At 70.1% G+C, this 15720-nt stretch carries 14 protein-coding genes; 2 read left to right on the top strand and 12 right to left on the bottom strand.

The features are described from left to right. Window positions 1–42 precede the first annotated feature (42 nt). The 11 genes from murG to ASD23_RS06285 all read right to left on the bottom strand — a co-directional run bounded on the left by murG (window position 43) and on the right by ASD23_RS06285 (window position 12591). On the bottom strand, window positions 43–1143 hold the full coding sequence (gene murG, locus ASD23_RS06335) for an undecaprenyldiphospho-muramoylpentapeptide beta-N-acetylglucosaminyltransferase (RefSeq protein ID WP_056008264.1): 1101 nt from the start codon (window positions 1141–1143) through the stop codon (window positions 43–45). After that, window positions 1140–2408: a putative lipid II flippase FtsW gene (ftsW, locus tag ASD23_RS06330; RefSeq protein WP_056008260.1), complete on the bottom strand. Its 1269-nt coding sequence runs from the start codon at window positions 2406–2408 to the stop codon at window positions 1140–1142. Before ftsW ends, murG begins: the two co-directional genes overlap by 4 nt. Continuing rightward, window positions 2368–3909, bottom strand: coding sequence for a UDP-N-acetylmuramoyl-L-alanine--D-glutamate ligase (gene murD, locus ASD23_RS06325; RefSeq protein WP_056008253.1), 1542 nt, complete (start codon window positions 3907–3909; stop codon window positions 2368–2370). The genes ftsW and murD overlap by 41 nt, the downstream gene beginning before the upstream one ends. Further along, entirely contained in the window at window positions 3909–5006 is a 1098-nt protein-coding gene (gene mraY, locus ASD23_RS06320) for a phospho-N-acetylmuramoyl-pentapeptide-transferase (RefSeq protein WP_056012634.1), read from the bottom strand. Before mraY ends, murD begins: the two co-directional genes overlap by 1 nt. Then, the gene (locus ASD23_RS06315) at window positions 5003–6415 is read right to left on the bottom strand and encodes a UDP-N-acetylmuramoyl-tripeptide--D-alanyl-D-alanine ligase (protein ID WP_056012631.1); all 1413 of its coding nucleotides are present in this window, start codon (window positions 6413–6415) and stop codon (window positions 5003–5005) included. Before ASD23_RS06315 ends, mraY begins: the two co-directional genes overlap by 4 nt. Next, complete coding sequence (locus ASD23_RS06310; RefSeq protein WP_056008249.1) at window positions 6412–7959, bottom strand: Mur ligase family protein; 1548 nt, start codon at window positions 7957–7959, stop codon at window positions 6412–6414. Before ASD23_RS06310 ends, ASD23_RS06315 begins: the two co-directional genes overlap by 4 nt. A 13-nt stretch (window positions 7960–7972) precedes the next feature. Then, window positions 7973–9781, bottom strand: coding sequence for a peptidoglycan D,D-transpeptidase FtsI family protein (locus ASD23_RS06305; protein WP_082571277.1), 1809 nt, complete (start codon window positions 9779–9781; stop codon window positions 7973–7975). Window positions 9782–9818: 37 nt separating this feature from the next. Next, window positions 9819–10406, bottom strand: coding sequence for a hypothetical protein (locus ASD23_RS06300; protein ID WP_056008242.1), 588 nt, complete (start codon window positions 10404–10406; stop codon window positions 9819–9821). Further along, a complete protein-coding gene (gene rsmH, locus ASD23_RS06295) occupies window positions 10403–11356 on the bottom strand; it encodes a 16S rRNA (cytosine(1402)-N(4))-methyltransferase RsmH (RefSeq protein WP_056008239.1) in 954 nt (317 codons plus the stop codon). The genes ASD23_RS06300 and rsmH overlap by 4 nt, the downstream gene beginning before the upstream one ends. A 103-nt stretch (window positions 11357–11459) precedes the next feature. Continuing rightward, complete coding sequence (gene mraZ / locus ASD23_RS06290; protein ID WP_056008236.1) at window positions 11460–11891, bottom strand: division/cell wall cluster transcriptional repressor MraZ; 432 nt, start codon at window positions 11889–11891, stop codon at window positions 11460–11462. Window positions 11892–12201: 310 nt separating this feature from the next. Further along, window positions 12202–12591, bottom strand: coding sequence for a DUF3040 domain-containing protein (locus ASD23_RS06285; RefSeq protein WP_056008233.1), 390 nt, complete (start codon window positions 12589–12591; stop codon window positions 12202–12204). Window positions 12592–12665: 74 nt separating this feature from the next. On the opposite strand from ASD23_RS06285, the gene ASD23_RS06280 reads away from it, so the two are divergent. Further along, entirely contained in the window at window positions 12666–13778 is a 1113-nt protein-coding gene (locus ASD23_RS06280) for a polyprenyl synthetase family protein (RefSeq protein WP_056008230.1), read from the top strand. Window positions 13779–13845: 67 nt separating this feature from the next. Here ASD23_RS06280 and ASD23_RS06275 read toward each other — a convergent pair whose 3' ends face one another. Next, entirely contained in the window at window positions 13846–14184 is a 339-nt protein-coding gene (locus tag ASD23_RS06275; protein ID WP_056008227.1) for an Rv2175c family DNA-binding protein, read from the bottom strand. A gap of 174 nt (window positions 14185–14358) precedes the next feature. Here ASD23_RS06275 and ASD23_RS06270 point away from each other — a divergent pair, with 174 nt between their 5' ends. Beyond that, window positions 14359–15612: a LysM peptidoglycan-binding domain-containing protein gene (locus ASD23_RS06270; RefSeq protein WP_082571275.1), complete on the top strand. Its 1254-nt coding sequence runs from the start codon at window positions 14359–14361 to the stop codon at window positions 15610–15612. Window positions 15613–15720 lie beyond the last annotated feature (108 nt).

Here is a 15720-nt window from a genome sequence, read left to right as displayed (position 1 = left end):
CGGTTCGTGCGAGCGGATGCCGCGGCATCCGCTCACTCAACGTTACGCGCCTTGCGGGCCGGCGCCGCCTGGCTCGCCGAGCGCTTCGTCGACGAGGGCGACCATGCGGTCGGTGCCGTCGCGGAAGCCCACCGAGCGCGCCGCCGCCGCCATCGCCCGGAGACGCTCCGCGTCCGAGAGCATCGGCAGCAGGGTGGCGTCGACCCATTCGGACACGAACTCGGCGTCGTCGACGAGCACCGCACCGCCGGCGGAGACGACGCCGGCGGCGTTGAACCGCTGCTCGCCGTTGCCCACCGGGTACGGCACGAAGACCGCGGGGATGCCGAGCGCCGAGAGCTCGCACACCGTCGCGGCTCCGGCGCGGGAGACGGCGGCGTCGGCGACGGCGAGGGCGAGGTCCATGCGGTCGGCGTACTCGACCATTCGATAGTCGGCGACGCCGGGATCGTCGACCTCGGAGTTGGCGCCGGTGACGTGCAGCACCTGCCAGCCCGCTGCCGTGATCGCGTCGGCCGAGTCGACCATCGTGCGATTGATGCGCCGGGCGCCGAGCGAGCCGCCGGTGGCGAGGAGCACCGGCCGCGTTGCATCCAGGCTGAAGTGGGCGGCGGCCTCCGCCCGAAGCGCAGCCGGGTCGAGTGTCTCGATCTCACGTCGGAGCGGCATGCCCACGAGTCGCGCCCGAGGCAGCGGGGTGCCTTCGAAGGCGATGCCGACGGTCGCGGCGAAGCGCGCGCCGAGCCGGTTCGCGAGGCCGGGGCGGGCGTTCGCCTCGTGGATCGCGACGGGGATGCCGGCGCGTCGCGCTGCGAGATAGGCCGGGGTCGACACGTAGCCGCCGAAGCCGACGACGACGTCGACGTCGCGCTCCTCGATGATTCCGCGGACCGCCGCGATCGACGCCCGGAACCGTGCGGGGAACGCCACGGCCGCGCGGTTCGGCCGACGCGGGAACGGCACCTTCGCGATCGTCAGGAGCTCGTAGCCGCGAGCCGGCACCAGCCGAGCCTCGAGGCCCTCGGCCGTGCCGAGCACGAGCACGGATGCCTCGGGGTCGCGTTCGCGCAGGCGGTCGGCGACGGCGAGCAACGGGTTGACGTGGCCGGCGGTGCCCCCGCCGGCGAGGAGGTACGTGGTCATCGGGCGGTCCGCGATGCCGCCGGGCGGCCGCTCTTGCGGGCCGCGGCCCGGGCGGCGGCCCGCGCCGGGGCCTCCGGGTCGCGCGCGACCGACAACACGATGCCGATCGCAAAGAGCGTGGTGAGCAGCGCCGTGCCACCCGCGGAGACGAGCGGCAACGGCACACCGAGAACAGGGAAGACGCCGAGCACGACACCGATATTGACACACGCCTGGCCGATGATCCACACGAGCACCGCGGCGGAGGCCGCGCGACCGAACGGCGTGCGCGCCCCGCGGAGCACGCGGCCGAGCGCGACGGCGAGCACGACGAACATCGCGATGATCACGATCGCGCCGATCAGTCCGAGTTCCTCGCCGATGATCGCGAAGATGAAGTCGTTGTCGGCCGCGGGCAGCCACGACCACTTCGCAGCGGAGTTGCCGAGGCCCACGCCGAAGATGCCGCCGTTCGCGAGAGCGAACGACCCGTGCTGGATCTGCCAGCAGTCGCTGATCGCGTCGCCCGTGCCGCCGCTCTCGCAGTTCGCGTCGAGGAAGGAGGTGATGCGCCGCATGCGGTTCTCGCTGGAGACCGCGACGATCACGAACAACACGATGGCCGCGAAGATCGGAGGAAGCAGCAGCCGCAGCCGAACGCCGATGAGGAACAGGGCGCCGAGCAGCATCGACCCCATGATCATGACCGTGCCGAGGTCGCCGCCGAGGAGGACGAGGCCGATGGCGCCGCCGCCGACGAGCACGATCGGCAGCACGCCGTGCACGAAGTCGCCGAGCAGCGCCTCCTTCTTGGTCACGATGAGGCCGAGCCACATGACGAGGGCGACCTTGATGAGCTCCGACGGCTGGAACTGCATCGGGCCGAGCTGGATCCAGTTCGTGTTGCCGCCGACCTCGATGCCGAGCGGAGTCGCGACGACGAGGAGCTGCAGGGCGCACGCGAGGATGAGCGTCGGCCAGGCGAGCCGCATCCAGAACTTCTCGGGCATGCGGCTCGCGATGAGCATGATCGGGATGCCGAACACCGCGAAGAGGCCTTGGCGCAGCGCCTGAGCGAAGAAGCTCTCGTCTTCGAGGTGCGACTGCACGACGGAGGCGGAGAGCACCATGACGAGGCCGAAGACGACCAGGAAGAGCGTCGTGCCGAGCAGCAGGAAGTAGTCGGCCGACTCGACGCGGAAGACACGACCGAGGCGGATCCTGGAGGCCGAGACGCCGGTGGGCTCAGGCTCCGGGTTGCGGTTCGCGCGGGGCGGAGTCGCCATCCGCCTCACCTCCCAGCATCGATCCGACTGCGTCGTGGAACCGCCGTCCGCGATCGCCGTAGTCGGCGAACTGGTCCATCGACGCCGCAGCGGGCGCGAGGAGTACGGTGTCGCCCTCTTCAGCGACCGCCGCGGCCAGTGCGACCGCGTCGGGCATCACCGTCTCAGTGTCATCCGTGACGACTTCGAAGAGCGGCAGCTCGGGCGCGTGTCGACGGAACGCCGCGACGAGCGCTGCGCGGTCGACGCCGATCACGATCGCGGCTCGGAGCCGTGCGACGTGGGCCGCGACGAGCGCATCGGCGTCGACGCCCTTCAGGAGTCCGCCCACGATCCACACGACCGTGCCGAAGGCGCGCAGCGAGGCCTCGGCCGCGTGCGGATTCGTCGCCTTCGAGTCGTCGACCCAGCGGACGCCGCCGGACACGGCGACCGTCTCGATGCGGTGCGCGTCGAGACGGAACGTGCCGAGCGCGTCGTGGATGACGCCCACGGGCACGCCGAACGAGCGCGCGAGCGCGGAGGCCGCGAGGATGTTCGCCACCACGTGCGGTGCCGTGAGCCCTCGCGGCTCGAGCTCGTCGAGCGTGATCAACTCGAGAGCGGCGGAATGACGGTCATCGAGGAACGCCCGATCGCAGAGGATGCCCTCGACGACGCCGAAGTCGCTCGGTCCCGGCACGTCGAGTCCGAAGCCGATGGCGCGCGCGCCCTCCTCGACCTCGGCGTCTTCGACCATGCGACGCGTCGCGTCGTCGGCGCGGTTGAACACGCACGCGACCTTCGTGTTCTCGTAGACCGTCGCCTTGGCATCGCGGTACGCCTCGAACGAGCCGTGCCAGTCGAGGTGGTCGTCGGCGATGTTCAGCACGGTGCTCGCCCACGGGTGCAGCGCGCCGGGCCCCGCCTTCGGGAGGTGGTGCAGCTGGTAGCTCGAGAGCTCGACGACGAGCACGTCGAACCCGCCGGGGTCGCGCACCGCGTCGAGCACCGGCACGCCGATGTTGCCGCACGGCGCGGCGCGCAGGCCGTTCGCCGCGAGGAACGTCGCCGCCATCTGCACGGTCGTCGTCTTGCCGTTCGTGCCCGTGACGAGGATCCACTCGGCGGTGTTCACCTTGTCGCGCACCCGCCAGGCGAGCTCGATGTCGCCCCAGACGGCGATCGATGACTCGGCCGCCCATGCCAGCACCGGGTGATCGGGATGGAACCCGGGCGAGGCCACGATCAGCTCGGGAGCGAAGTCCACGACCTCGGCCGGCACCGAGTCGAGTGGATGCCGCAGCAGACCGGCCCCGATGACCTCGAGGATCCGCGCACGGTCGTCGTCGACCTCGGGCGCGGCGACGAGCACCGAGGCGCCCAGTTCGGTCAGGGTGTCGGCGACGGCGAACCCCGTGACGCCGAGACCCATGACGACGACGCGGAGGCCGCGCCAATCGGCATTCCAGCTGGTCAGCGCATCGAGACGATCGGAGGGGGAGGCAGCGGCATCCGTCATCAGCTCTGCAACCACTCGAAGTAGAACGCGCCGACTCCGGCCGCAACGAGGAGTCCGCCGATGATCCAGAAGCGCACGACGATCGTGACCTCGGCCCAGCCCTTCAGCTCGAAGTGATGGTGGATCGGGCTCATGAGGAAGATGCGCTTGCCGCGGGTGAGCTTGAAGTAGGCGCGCTGCACGATGACCGAACCGGTCTCGATCACGAAGAGGCCGCCGATGAGGAGCAGCAGCAGTTCGGTGCGGCTGACGATCGCGAGGGCGGCGAGGGCGCCGCCGAGCGCCAGGGAACCGGTGTCGCCCATGTAGATCTTCGCCGGGTTCGTGTTCCACCAGAGGAAGCCGATGAGGCCGCCGACGATCGCGGTCGCGACGATCGCGATGTCGAGCGGGTCGCGAACGTCGTAGCAGCGGTACTGGTCGTCGGGGTTCAGTCCGGGCGAACCGCACGCCTGGTTGAACTGCCAGAAGCCGATGATGACGAACGAGCCGATCGCGAGGATCGAGGCGCCGCCCGCGAGTCCGTCGAGTCCGTCGGTGACGTTGACCGCGTTCGACGTGCCGACGGCGAGCAGGCAGATCCAGACGACGTAGAGGATGATGCCGACGACCGCGCCGAAGACCATGAAGTCGAGCGGGAGGTCCCTGATGAACGAGATCTTGGTGTCGGCGGGCGTGACCCCGCGATCGTTCGGCCACTGGATCGCGAGCAGGGCGAACGCGCCGGCGATGATGACCTGCCCGACGACCTTCGCCCAGCCGCCGAGCCCGAGGCTCTGCTTCTTACGGGTCTTCAGGAAGTCGTCGATGAAGCCGACCACGCCAAGGCCGACCATCATGAACAGCACGAGCAGGCCCGACGCCGTCGGTTTCTCGTCGCTCACGAGCAGCGTCGCCACGAAGTACCCGAACAGGGTGCCGAGGATGAAGATGATGCCGCCCATGGTGGGCGTTCCGCGCTTGACGTGATGGCTCTGCGGCCCGTCGTCGCGGATGAACTGCCCCCAGCCGAGCCGTGTGAACAGCCGGATGAACAGCGGGGTCAGGAACAGCGTGAAGGCGAGCGACAACGCCCCAGCGGTCAGCAGCGCTCTCATGCGAACCATTCTCCCAGTCGGTCGCCCAATAGGCGGAGACCCGCCGAATTCGACGATTTCACCAACACCGTGTCACCGGGGCGCACGGACGACGTGACGAGGTCGAACGCCTCGTCTGCGGACTCGACGAAGGCGGATTCGCCGTCCCACGAGCCCTCGTTGATCGCCGTGATGTGCAGGCGCCGAGCGCCCGCTCCCACGACGACGAGCTGCGAGATGCCGAGTCGCACCGCGAGCAGGCCGATGCGATCGTGCTCCTCGCCCGAGAACTCGCCGAGCTCGCTCATCTCGCCGAGCACCGCGATCGTGCGCGCCTCGGGGTTCTTCACCTGGGCGAGGGTCTTCAGCGCGGCCGACATCGAGTCGGGGCTCGCGTTGTACGCGTCGTTGATGATCGTGACGCCGTCGCGACCGCCCATGACCTGCATGCGCCAGCGCTCGGCGAGGGTCACCTGCTCGAGTGCGGCCACGGTCGAGGCGAGCGGCACGCCGAGTTCGACGGATGTCGCGATGGCCGCGAGTGCGTTCATCACGTGATGCTCCCCCAGCACCGCGAACCGCACGTGCGCCGTCTCGCCTCCGGGGATCGTCACGGTGAAGTCGGTGCCCCTGGCATGGGCGCGGATGTCCGTGGCGCGCACCTCGGCGGACTCGCCGAATCCGAACCAGACGACGCGCGCCGCCGTGAGACCGGCCATGGGCACCACGCGCGGGTCGTCGGCGTTCAGCACCGCGACATCCGTCTCGAGCAGGTCGGTGACCATCTCGGACTTGGCGCGCACGGTCTGCTCGATGCCGCCGAACTCGCCGGCGTGCGCGAGGCCCACCTTCAGGACGATGCCGACATCGGGCCGGGCCATGCGCACGAGCCGTGCGATCTCGCCGACGCCCGATGCGCCCATCTCGGCGACGAGGAACTCGGTCTCGTTCGTCAGCTCGAGCATCGTGATCGGAGCGCCGACCTCGTTGTTGAACGAGGCGCGCGCGGCGACCGTCGGACCGACCTGTTCGAGCACGGCGCGGAGGAGGTTCTTGGTCGTCGTCTTGCCGTTGGAGCCGGTGACGCCCACGATCCGCAGTCGGCCGAGCGCGCGCACCCGGCGCACGACCTCGGTCGCGAGGGCGCCGAGGGCGTCGACCGAGTCGGCGACGACGATCTGGGGAACGGGCAGTTCGAGGGGGTGCTCGACGATCAGGAGCGAGGCACCCTGCTCCGCGGCGGTCGGCGCGAACCGGTGGCCGTCGTCGAACTCGCCACGCTTGGCGACGAAGACGCCGCCGGGCTCGATCTCGCGGGAATCGGTCGTCACGACACCGTCGACGACGGTGTCGGGGGCCGCCGAGGTGCCGTCGAGTCGGAGCACGCCGTCGACGGCCGAGGCGATCTCGGCCAGGGTCAGTGCGATCATGCGAGCCACCCCGCGTCGCGCAGCGCCTGTCGGGAATCGTCTCTGGCGGAGTACGGGATCTTGATGCCCTTCACCTCGTGGTAGTCCTCGTGGCCCGGGCCGGCGTACAGGATCGCGTCCCCTTCGCCGGCGAGGGAGAGCGCGGCGCGGAACGCCTCGCGTGGATCGGCGATCTCGTGGATCTCGCGGTCGGGGACCGCCTCGCGCGCACCGGCGATGAGCGCGGCGCGAATTGCAGCCGGGTCCTCGAACCGCGGGTGGAAGTCGGTGATGACGACCACGTCGGCCCCGCGTGCGGCGATGGCGCCCATCTCGGCGCGCTTCGTCGTGTCGCGGTCGCCGTCGGCGCCGAACACCATCACGACGCGGCCGTCGGTCGCGCGCCGGATCGCGCCGAGCGTCTGCAGGAACGCGTCGGGGCTGTGGCCGTAGTCGATGTACACGACCGGGCCGCGATCGCCGGAGATGCGTTCCGCCCGACCGGGGATGTACGCGTCGACGCCGCCGTCGCGTTCGAGCGCCGCAGCGATGAGGTCGAGGTCGTATCCGGCTTCGACGAGCATGACGATCGCGAGTGCGGCGTTCGCGGCCATGTACCAGCCGAGGAGCGGCACCTGGGTCTCGAGACGCCGGCCACCGGGGCCCTCGAGGAGGAACGAGGTGTGGTCGGCGCCCTCGTCGAGCACGGTGATGCGCCAGTCGGCGTCGACGCCCGCCACCGAGGCGAGCGTCGTCACCGGGATGCCGGACTCGGCGAGGAGGCGGCGACCCCACTCGGAGTCGACCGTGACGACGCCTCGTCGCGCGCGCTCCGGCCGGAACAGTTCCCGCTTGGCCTCGAAGTACTCGTCCATCGACGTGTAGTCGTCGAGGTGGTCGTGCGTGAGGTTCGTGAATCCGACGACGTCGAAGACGAGGCCGTCGACGCGATGGCGCGAGAGCGCCTGCGCCGAGACCTCGATGCCGACCGCGCTCACGTCGACCTCTCGCATGCGCGCCAGCAGGGCGTGCAGCTCGCTCGCCTCGGGAGTCGTCAGCGAGCTCGTGACGGCCTCGTCGCCGATGCGTCGCTCGGCGGTCGAGGTGAGGCCCGCGACGACGCCGAGCTGCCGGAGGATGCCGTAGAGCAGGTACACGACGCTCGTCTTGCCGTTGGTGCCGGTGACCGCGAACATCGTGGCGGGGTTGTCGGCGGTGCCGTGGATCCAGGCCGCGACGTCGCCGAGCGCGGCGCGCACGTCGTCGGTCACGAGGATCGGCAGGCCGGCTTCGGCTGCGCGCTCGGCTCCGGCGGGATCCGTCAGCAGCGCGACGGCGCCGGCATCACGAGCTGCAGCGGCGTAGTCGGCGCCGTGGGCGTGGCGCCCGGGAACTCCGACGTAGAGGTCGCCGGGCTCCACGCTCTTCGAGGAGAGGCCGGCGCCGGTCACCTCGAGACCGTCGATCTCGCCGAGCACGGAGAATCCGAACGCTTCGGCAAGGCCGGGAAGCGATCGAGGACTCGGGTGCTTCGGCCGGAGAGCCGTGAGAGGCGATCCGGTCACGAACCCAACTTTCTCACCAGGTAGCTGGCAGCTCGGGCGCCGGGGCGCCGGATGGAACGGTCCGGTACTTCTTCAGCACCTGGCTCATCACCTCTTGGAAGACGGGAGCGGATGCGGCGGACGAATTCATCTTAACGGGATTCATGATGCTCACCGAAACGACGAACTGCGGATCGTCGGCCGGGGCGAAGCCCGAAACGGAGACGAGGTAGCCCTTCAGGTAGCCGCCGTCGCCGTCGGGGACCTGTGCGGTTCCGGTCTTCGCGGCGACCCGGTACCCGGGGATGTTCCACTTGTCGGAGAGCCAGGCGTCCTGGTAGACGCGCTCGAGCATCTGGCTCGTCTCGGCGGCGGCTTCCGCCGAGATCACCTGCTCCCCCTGCGTCGGCGGGGTCGTCTCCGTGCCGTCGTCGTTCTCGCAGCCGTCGACGAGGGTGACCGGCATCCGGACGCCGCCGTTCGCGATGGTCTGGTAGACGCTCGCGATCTGCACCGCGGTGGTGGTCAGGCCCTGGCCGAACATGGTGGCGTACTTGGTCTGGTTGTCCCAGTCGTCGTCGGGGTCGCCGTGCAGGTCGCCGCTGGCCTCGGCCGGGAAGCCGACCTCGGTCTCGGAACCGAGGCCGAACTTCAGCATGTCGTCGTAGCGGGCCCGGTCGCTCATGAGCTCGCCGAACTGCGACATGCCGGTGTTGGAGGACTCGATGAGCACGCCCGTGAGGGTGAGCTGCTGGTCGTCATGACGGGCGCTGTCGTTGACGTTGGCCCCGTTCGGGAAGATGATCCGGTAGGGCGCCACGATCTTGCTGAACGGATCGGCCAGGCCCGCATTGATCACGGATGCAGCGGTGAGCGCCTTGAACGTCGAGCCCGGCTCGAACGGGGCGGTGAACGAGCGCGATCCCCGATCGTCTTCGTCGATCGCCGAGGGATTGTTCGGATCGACCGTGGGCACATCGGCCACGGCCAGCAGCCGTCCGGTCTTCGCCTCCATCACGGTCACGGTCGCCCAGTCTGCGCCGGTCGCCTGACGCTGCGCCTCGGCGATGCGCTGCACCTCCCATTGGAGGTCGGTGTCGATCGTGAGGTTCAGCGTGCCGCCGTCGTGCGCCTGCTTGTGCACGATCTCGGTGCCGGGGATCTTCACCCAGTCCTGCAGGCTGTGCAGGTAGCTGACCTCGCCGTTCTCGCCGGCCAGGCACTCGTCCTCGCCCAGCTCGAGCCCCGCGCCGGGGTTTCCGTCGGAGTCCATGAAGCCGATGAGGTTGCCCGCGACCGCGCCGTTCGGATAGCGGCGGCTCGGATGCTCGTCGGCGTACACCCACGGGATGCCGAGCTCCTTCACCCGCTCGTAGGTCTCCGTGTCGACGAGCTTGGCGACGTAGGCGTAGTCGGAGTTCGGATCCTCGGCGAGCTCCGCCGTGATGATCCCCTGCACCTGGTCGCCCGTCAGCCCGACGACGGCACCGAGCTCGGCCGCGAGTTCCGGAAGGGGTACGACGACGTCCGTCGTCTTCTCGGGATCCGCCGGATCGGGGACCTCGCGTTCCACGACCGCCTTCGAGGCCTGCTTGGGCGAGAGCACGATGTCGTAGCGCATCACGCTGTCGGCGAGCACCTTGCCGTTGGCGTCGACGATGTCGCCGCGCGCCCCGTACACGGTGACCGGCTGCGATCGCGCCTCCTGCGCCTGCTCGTTCAGCTCGGCCGCGCGCACGATCTGAATGTCGACGAGTCGCACGACGAAGACGCCGACCAACGCCACGAGCACGGCGGCCGAGAGCAAGATCCGACGCATCGGGTGGCGGCTGGTGCGGTTCATCGAGTGGGTCCTCGCAAGCGGTCGAGCGGTCGAGCGGTCAGTGCGTGGCGGGTGTCGGCAGGCCGCCGTCGACGGGCGCCGGGGCCCCGGCAGGAGCCTTGGTCGCTGCGTCGCCGGAGTGACCGGGACTCCCCTCGAGCGGAGTCTCCCCCGCCTTCGGTCCGTCGCCGAGCGGCACGCCGTCGATCAGCGCATTCGGGACGAGCGGCGCGGATGCCCCTGCGCCGCCCTCGGCCGCCGTCGGCTGCCCGAGCACCGCGCCGTCGGAGAGCCGGAGATAGACCGGGTCCGAGTTCGGAACCATGCCGAGTCCTTCCGCCTTCGTGGCGAGGAACTGGGGCGACTCGACGCGATCGAGGTCTTCGGAGAGCTTCTGCTCGTCACGCGTGAGCGTGGTCTGCTGCATCTGCAGGGCGTCGATCTCGTACGCGCCCTGCGTCACCGCGATCGAGAGCAGCAGCTGGGCCACGATGATGACGGCGACGCCGCCCAGTGCGATGACCGCGTAGGCGAGCCGCGGCTTCGCTCGGGCGGCCCGCTCGGGCGCCGGCCGGAGCCGTCGCTGCGGGCGCTCGTGATCGATCCGCCGGGGAGCGGGGAGGGACTGGGCCTGCACTGCGCTCACGATGCCCTCCTCAGTCTCTCGGCGGCCCGGAGCCGCACGGGCTTGGCCCGCGGGTTCTCGGCCTGCTCGTCTTCGCTCGCGAGTTCGGCGCCTCGCACCAGGAGCTTGAACTCCGGCCGGTGCTCGGGCAGCTCCATCGGCAGTCCGGCCGGAGCCGACGAGCTCGACGCGGCGGCGAGCGATCGCTTGACGATCCGGTCTTCGAGCGACTGGTAGGCCAGTACGACGATGCGGCCGCCGACGGCGATCGTGTCGAGCGCGGCGGGCATCGCCCGCTCGAGCACCGACAGCTCTTCGTTGACCTCGATGCGAAGTGCCTGGAACACCCGCTTCGCAGGGTGACCCTGACGCTGGATCGCGACGGGGGTCGCCGCCTGGATGATGGTGACGAGCTCGCCGGAACGCGTGATCGGGGCATCCGCCCGCGCCCGCACGATCGCCCTCGCGTACCGCGCGGCGAGCTTCTCCTCGCCGTAGTCGAGGAAGATGCGGCGGAGCTCCTCTTCGCTCTCCTCCGCGATCACGTCGGCCGCCGTGCGCCCGCTCGTGAAGTCCATGCGCATGTCGAGCGGCGCATCCTTCGAGTACGCGAAGCCGCGCTCGGCGCGGTCGAGCTGCAGCGAGGAGACGCCGAGGTCGAAGAGCACGCCGTGCACCTCGCGGAATCCCTCGCCGCGAACGGCGTCGACGATGCCGTCGTAGACGGTGTGCACGAACCGTGCACGGCCGCCGAACTTCGCGAGCCGTTCACGGGCGATGCCGAGTGCGTCGGTGTCTCGGTCGAGGCCGATGACGGTGAGTTTCGGGAAGCGCTCGAGGAAGGCGGCGGTGTGGCCGCCCATGCCGAGGGTCGCGTCGACCATCACGGCGCCGTCGGCCTCGAGGGCCGGGGCCAGGAGCTCGAGCGTGCGCTCCAGCATGACCGGGGTGTGAATGCGTTCGATGTCCATGATTCCGCCTTGCCTTCGTGGCCTCGAGTTCCGATCCCCATCCGTTCGTCCTGATGCGGGGAAGTGCACCAGGCGCGGCCGGCTGGGGGTCGGAGCCCGAGGACTAGAAGAGTCCGGGGATCACCTCCTCCGCCGTATCCGCGAAGGCCGCCTCCTGCTCGGCGAGGTAGGTCGCCCATGCCGTCGCGTCCCAGATCTCCACCCGGCTGCCCGTTCCGATGACCGTGAGGTCGCGGTCGAGGCCCGCGTATGCGCGGAGCGTGGCGGGGATGGTGACGCGATGCTGCTTGTCGGGGGTCTCCGCGGAAGCCCCCGAGAGGAAGACGCGCATGTAGTCGCGCGCCTGCTTGCTCGTTACCGGGGCTTGGCGGATCTTGTCGCTCATGCTCTCGAACTCCCGCGCGCTGAACACGTAGAGGCAGTGTTCCTGCCCGCGCGTGAGCACGAGGCCGCTCGAGAGCTCCTCCCGGAACTTCGCCGGAAGAATGACGCGGCCCTTCTCATCGAGCTTTGGTTCGTAGCTACCGAGGAACACCGCACCACCCCCTTTCCTCCGGCCAGAATCCAGGTAACCCCACTTTACTCCACTCTCATCCACCGATCAACGACATTCGCTCGTTTCAGCGTGTCGACGCCCGTGAAAGTGCCGTGAATGCTGGCATTCGGGGAGTGGAGCGGTGTGGAGGGATTCGGCTCGGATTGGCCGCGCGCGTTGCGCCGCGTCACTCTTCGATCAGCGGATGCCGCGTGCAGCACGGGCGATCGGCATCGAGCTCGGGCCGGGGCGCACGAAAAAACGGGCCGATCCGAAGATCGACCCGTTCAGGTGGTGCGAAGTGGAGGGATCAGCCTTGGTCGTCCTGACGACGGTCCCAGCGCTCGTTCATGCGATCCATGAAGCCGCCGCCAGAGGTACCGCGGCCCGGCCGGCCCGCGGCCGAGGGCTCTGCGGGCGGGGCCGCTGCGGCGCCGCGCTTGGACGGCGTGATCGCGACGAGCACGCCGGCGAACATGAGCGCGAACCCGACGACTCCGATGATGAGGAGCTGCGAGGCCACGCCTGCGATGAGGGCACCGGCACCGGCGACGGCGAGCAGCACCCCGAGCACGATGGCCCGGTAATTCGGTCGTCGACCACGAACACCGCCGACTGCTTGCACGAAGTCGGCGTCATTGCGATAGAGGTTCCGCTCCATCTCCTCGAGAAGACGTTGCTCCTGCTCTGAAAGCGGCATCTCATTCCCCTCAGGCTCGGGATCGACGCATCCGAGTCCATTCTAGCCCCGCTCAGCCTCGCTAGGCTAGGCGGGTGGCTCACGGTTCCCGACTGGTCGATTTGGTGCACGAACGCATCGAGGATTTCCTCGCCGAACGCACTTCCATTCTCCGCGAGATCAGCCCCGACCTCGAACCGCTCGACGCGTTCTCAAGGCGATTTCTCAGCGGGGGCAAGCGCTTCCGGGCCCTGTTCTGCTACTGGGGCTGGGAAGCGGTGGGCGGGCGCGGTTTCGACCCGTTCGCCGAGGAGGGCGGGCGCGACAAGTTCCCGGTCGTCTCCGCGGCATCCGCGCTCGAACTCTTCCACGCCGCGGCGCTGCTGCACGACGACATCATCGACAACTCCGACACCCGACGGGGCGCCCCGTCGGGGCATCGCCTCTTCGAGCAGCTGCACGCCGAGGCGGGCTGGGCTGGTTCCTCGCCCGAGTTCGGCCGCGCTTCGGCGATCCTCCTGGGCGACCTGCTGCTCGGCTGGAGCGACGAACTGTTCGACGAGGGCCTCGCGGCCGTGCCCGATCGCGACGCCGCGCGCACGGCGCGCGCGGAGTTCATGCGCATGCGAACCGAGGTCACGGCCGGCCAGTACCTCGACATCCTCGCGGAGCGCGCGTGGCGGAGCCAGGCCGAATCCGAGCAGCGCCTCCGCGCCGAGCGCGTCATCGTCTACAAGTCGGCCAAGTACAGCGTCGAGGCCCCGCTCGTGATCGGCGGCGCAATCGCGGGCGCTTCGACGGCGCAGTTCGATTCGCTCCGCGCCTTCGGCCTGCCGCTCGGCATCGCGTACCAACTGCGCGACGACCTGCTCGGCGTGTTCGGCGACCCCGAGGTCACCGGCAAGCCGAGCGGGGACGACCTGCGCGAGGGCAAGCGCACGATGCTCATCGCGATCGCCCGCGAACGACTCGCGCCGGGTCAGCGACGCCTGCTCGACGAACTCCTCGGCGACCCCGAGCTCGCGCCCGAACAGGTCAGGATGCTCCAGCAGACGATCCGCGAGTGCGGCGCCGTCGACGAGGTCGAGGCGCTCATCACGTCGAACGTCGCGACGGCGACGGCGGCGCTCGAAGCGGCCCCGATCAGCAGGGACGCCCGCACGGAGCTCGGCTCACTCGCCAGGGCCGTCACCCGCCGCACGAGCTGACACGCGGAGCGGTCCATCCGCAGCGGGTTCTCCCGTGCGGTGCTCAGCCGTGACGCGACTCAGTCGATCAGGCGAGCGCCTGCGCCACGCGGCGCACCTCGGCCTTGCGCCCGGCGAGCAGCGCGGCGATCGGCGAGGTGCCGAGGCTGTCTTCCTCGGCGAGCATCCACTCGAGCGCCTCTTCGTCGGTGAAGCCGTTGTCGGCGAGCACGTTCGCCGTCCCGTAGAGCTCGGGCAACGGGGCGCCGTCGCGGAGGAACACCGTCGGCACCTTGAGCACGCCGTCGACGCGGGCGGCGAGCAGGTGCCGGTCGTCGATGAGTCGACGGATGCGACTCGGGCTCTGCCCGAGCATCTCGACGAGGTCGGGAACGGTCAGCCAGTCGGTTTCGGCAGCATCGGTCACGTCTCAAGACTGCCACGAGCCGGGCATCTTGCGGAACCATCGATCGCGACACGCCCCCGCGTGCGTCCACCACCCGCTTCACGGGACTCGCGTCGAGGTGTTTGACTCCCCCAATGCGCTATGCGACGGTTGCCGCGGGGGCCGGGAGCACCATGCCGGGCGAAGGGGGCAACGATGACGTACGACGCCGAGACCGCGAGCGAGGCCGTCGACCATCCGCGTCGACAGGCGCGTGGCGCGAACGACCGTCGCCGGGGCATCCGCCGCCTCATCACCCTGCCGCTCGCCGTCGTCTCGACCATCGCGGTCACGCTCGGCATCGCGCAGCCCGCAGAGGCGGCCCCGCAGTCGGCGAAGCGCATGCCCAAGCCCAAGGCCTCGAACGACGGACCCGACCGGCACGCCTCGACGACCGCGTCGACGGGGTCGGTGCCCGCGGAGGTGACGGTCGGCGACGGCGACACGGTGAGCGGCATCGCCGAGCGGTACGGCGTCGCCACCGCCGACATCCTCGCGCTCAACGGCCTGGGCTGGTCGAGCCTGATCTTCCCCGGGCAGCGACTCGCGCTCCCCGGCACCGGTGCCACAGCGCCGGCACCGGTCCCGGTCGCCGCCGAGCTCCCCCGTCACACCGTGGTCGCGGGCGACACCATGAGCGGCATCGCCGCCGCGTACGGCGTCGCGCTCGACCAGATGCTGAGCGCCAACGGCCTCAGTCGGCAGAGCCTGATCTTCCCCGGGCAGTCGATCGTGCTGCCTCCGGGCGGTACGGATGTCGCGGCTCCCGCCCCCGCAGCGCCGACGCCGGCGCCCGCGCCCGCGCCCGCCGCGCCGAGCGGCGGCGAGGCCTATACCGTCGTCGACGGCGACACCCTGTGGGACATCGCCGCACGGCACGAGTTCCAGGTCTCCGAGCTCGCCGCGATCAACGGGATCGACGTCGCCGCGGTGATCCGCGCCGGCCAGGTGCTCCGGGTCGCGCGGCCCGTCGCCGCGGTCAGCGTGGCCTCGGTCAGCGTCGCGCTCACCGAGGAGATGCGGGGGAACGCCCGCATCATCGTCGACGTCGGGCGGGCGCTCGGCGTCCCCGATCAAGGAATCGTCATCGCTTTGGCTGCGGCCGCGCAGGAGTCGGGCCTGAAGAACCCGGAGTACGGCGACCTCGACTCGCTCGGGCTCTTCCAGCAGCGCCCGAGCCAAGGCTGGGGCACGGTCGAGGAGGTGCTCGATCCGGTCCGCTCCGCGACGGCGTTCTACGGCGGCGCCGCCAACCCGAACGCCGGGCGCACGCGCGGGCTGCTCGACATCCCCGGATGGGAGTCGTTGACCGTCACCCAAGCCGCACAGGCCGTGCAGTTGAGCGCGCACCCCGACCACTACGCGAAATGGGAGGCGTCCGCGCGGGCGTGGCTCTCGGAACTCGGCTGAGCCGCGGCATCCGCTCATCACGATGGGATTGCGATCGGCGCGCCATCGGCGTTTGCAACGGTTGCGGCATATAGCTCTTCGTAGACTCTCAGAGTGACCACTGCGCCC

Origin of the sequence: Agromyces sp. Root1464, assembly GCF_001427265.1 — a bacterium.
In the GTDB taxonomy this organism is placed as follows: Bacteria; Actinomycetota; Actinomycetes; order Actinomycetales; family Microbacteriaceae; genus Agromyces; species Agromyces fucosus.
Note: the sequence above shows the minus strand (reverse complement) of the source record. Positions and strands in the feature narration are given on the sequence as shown.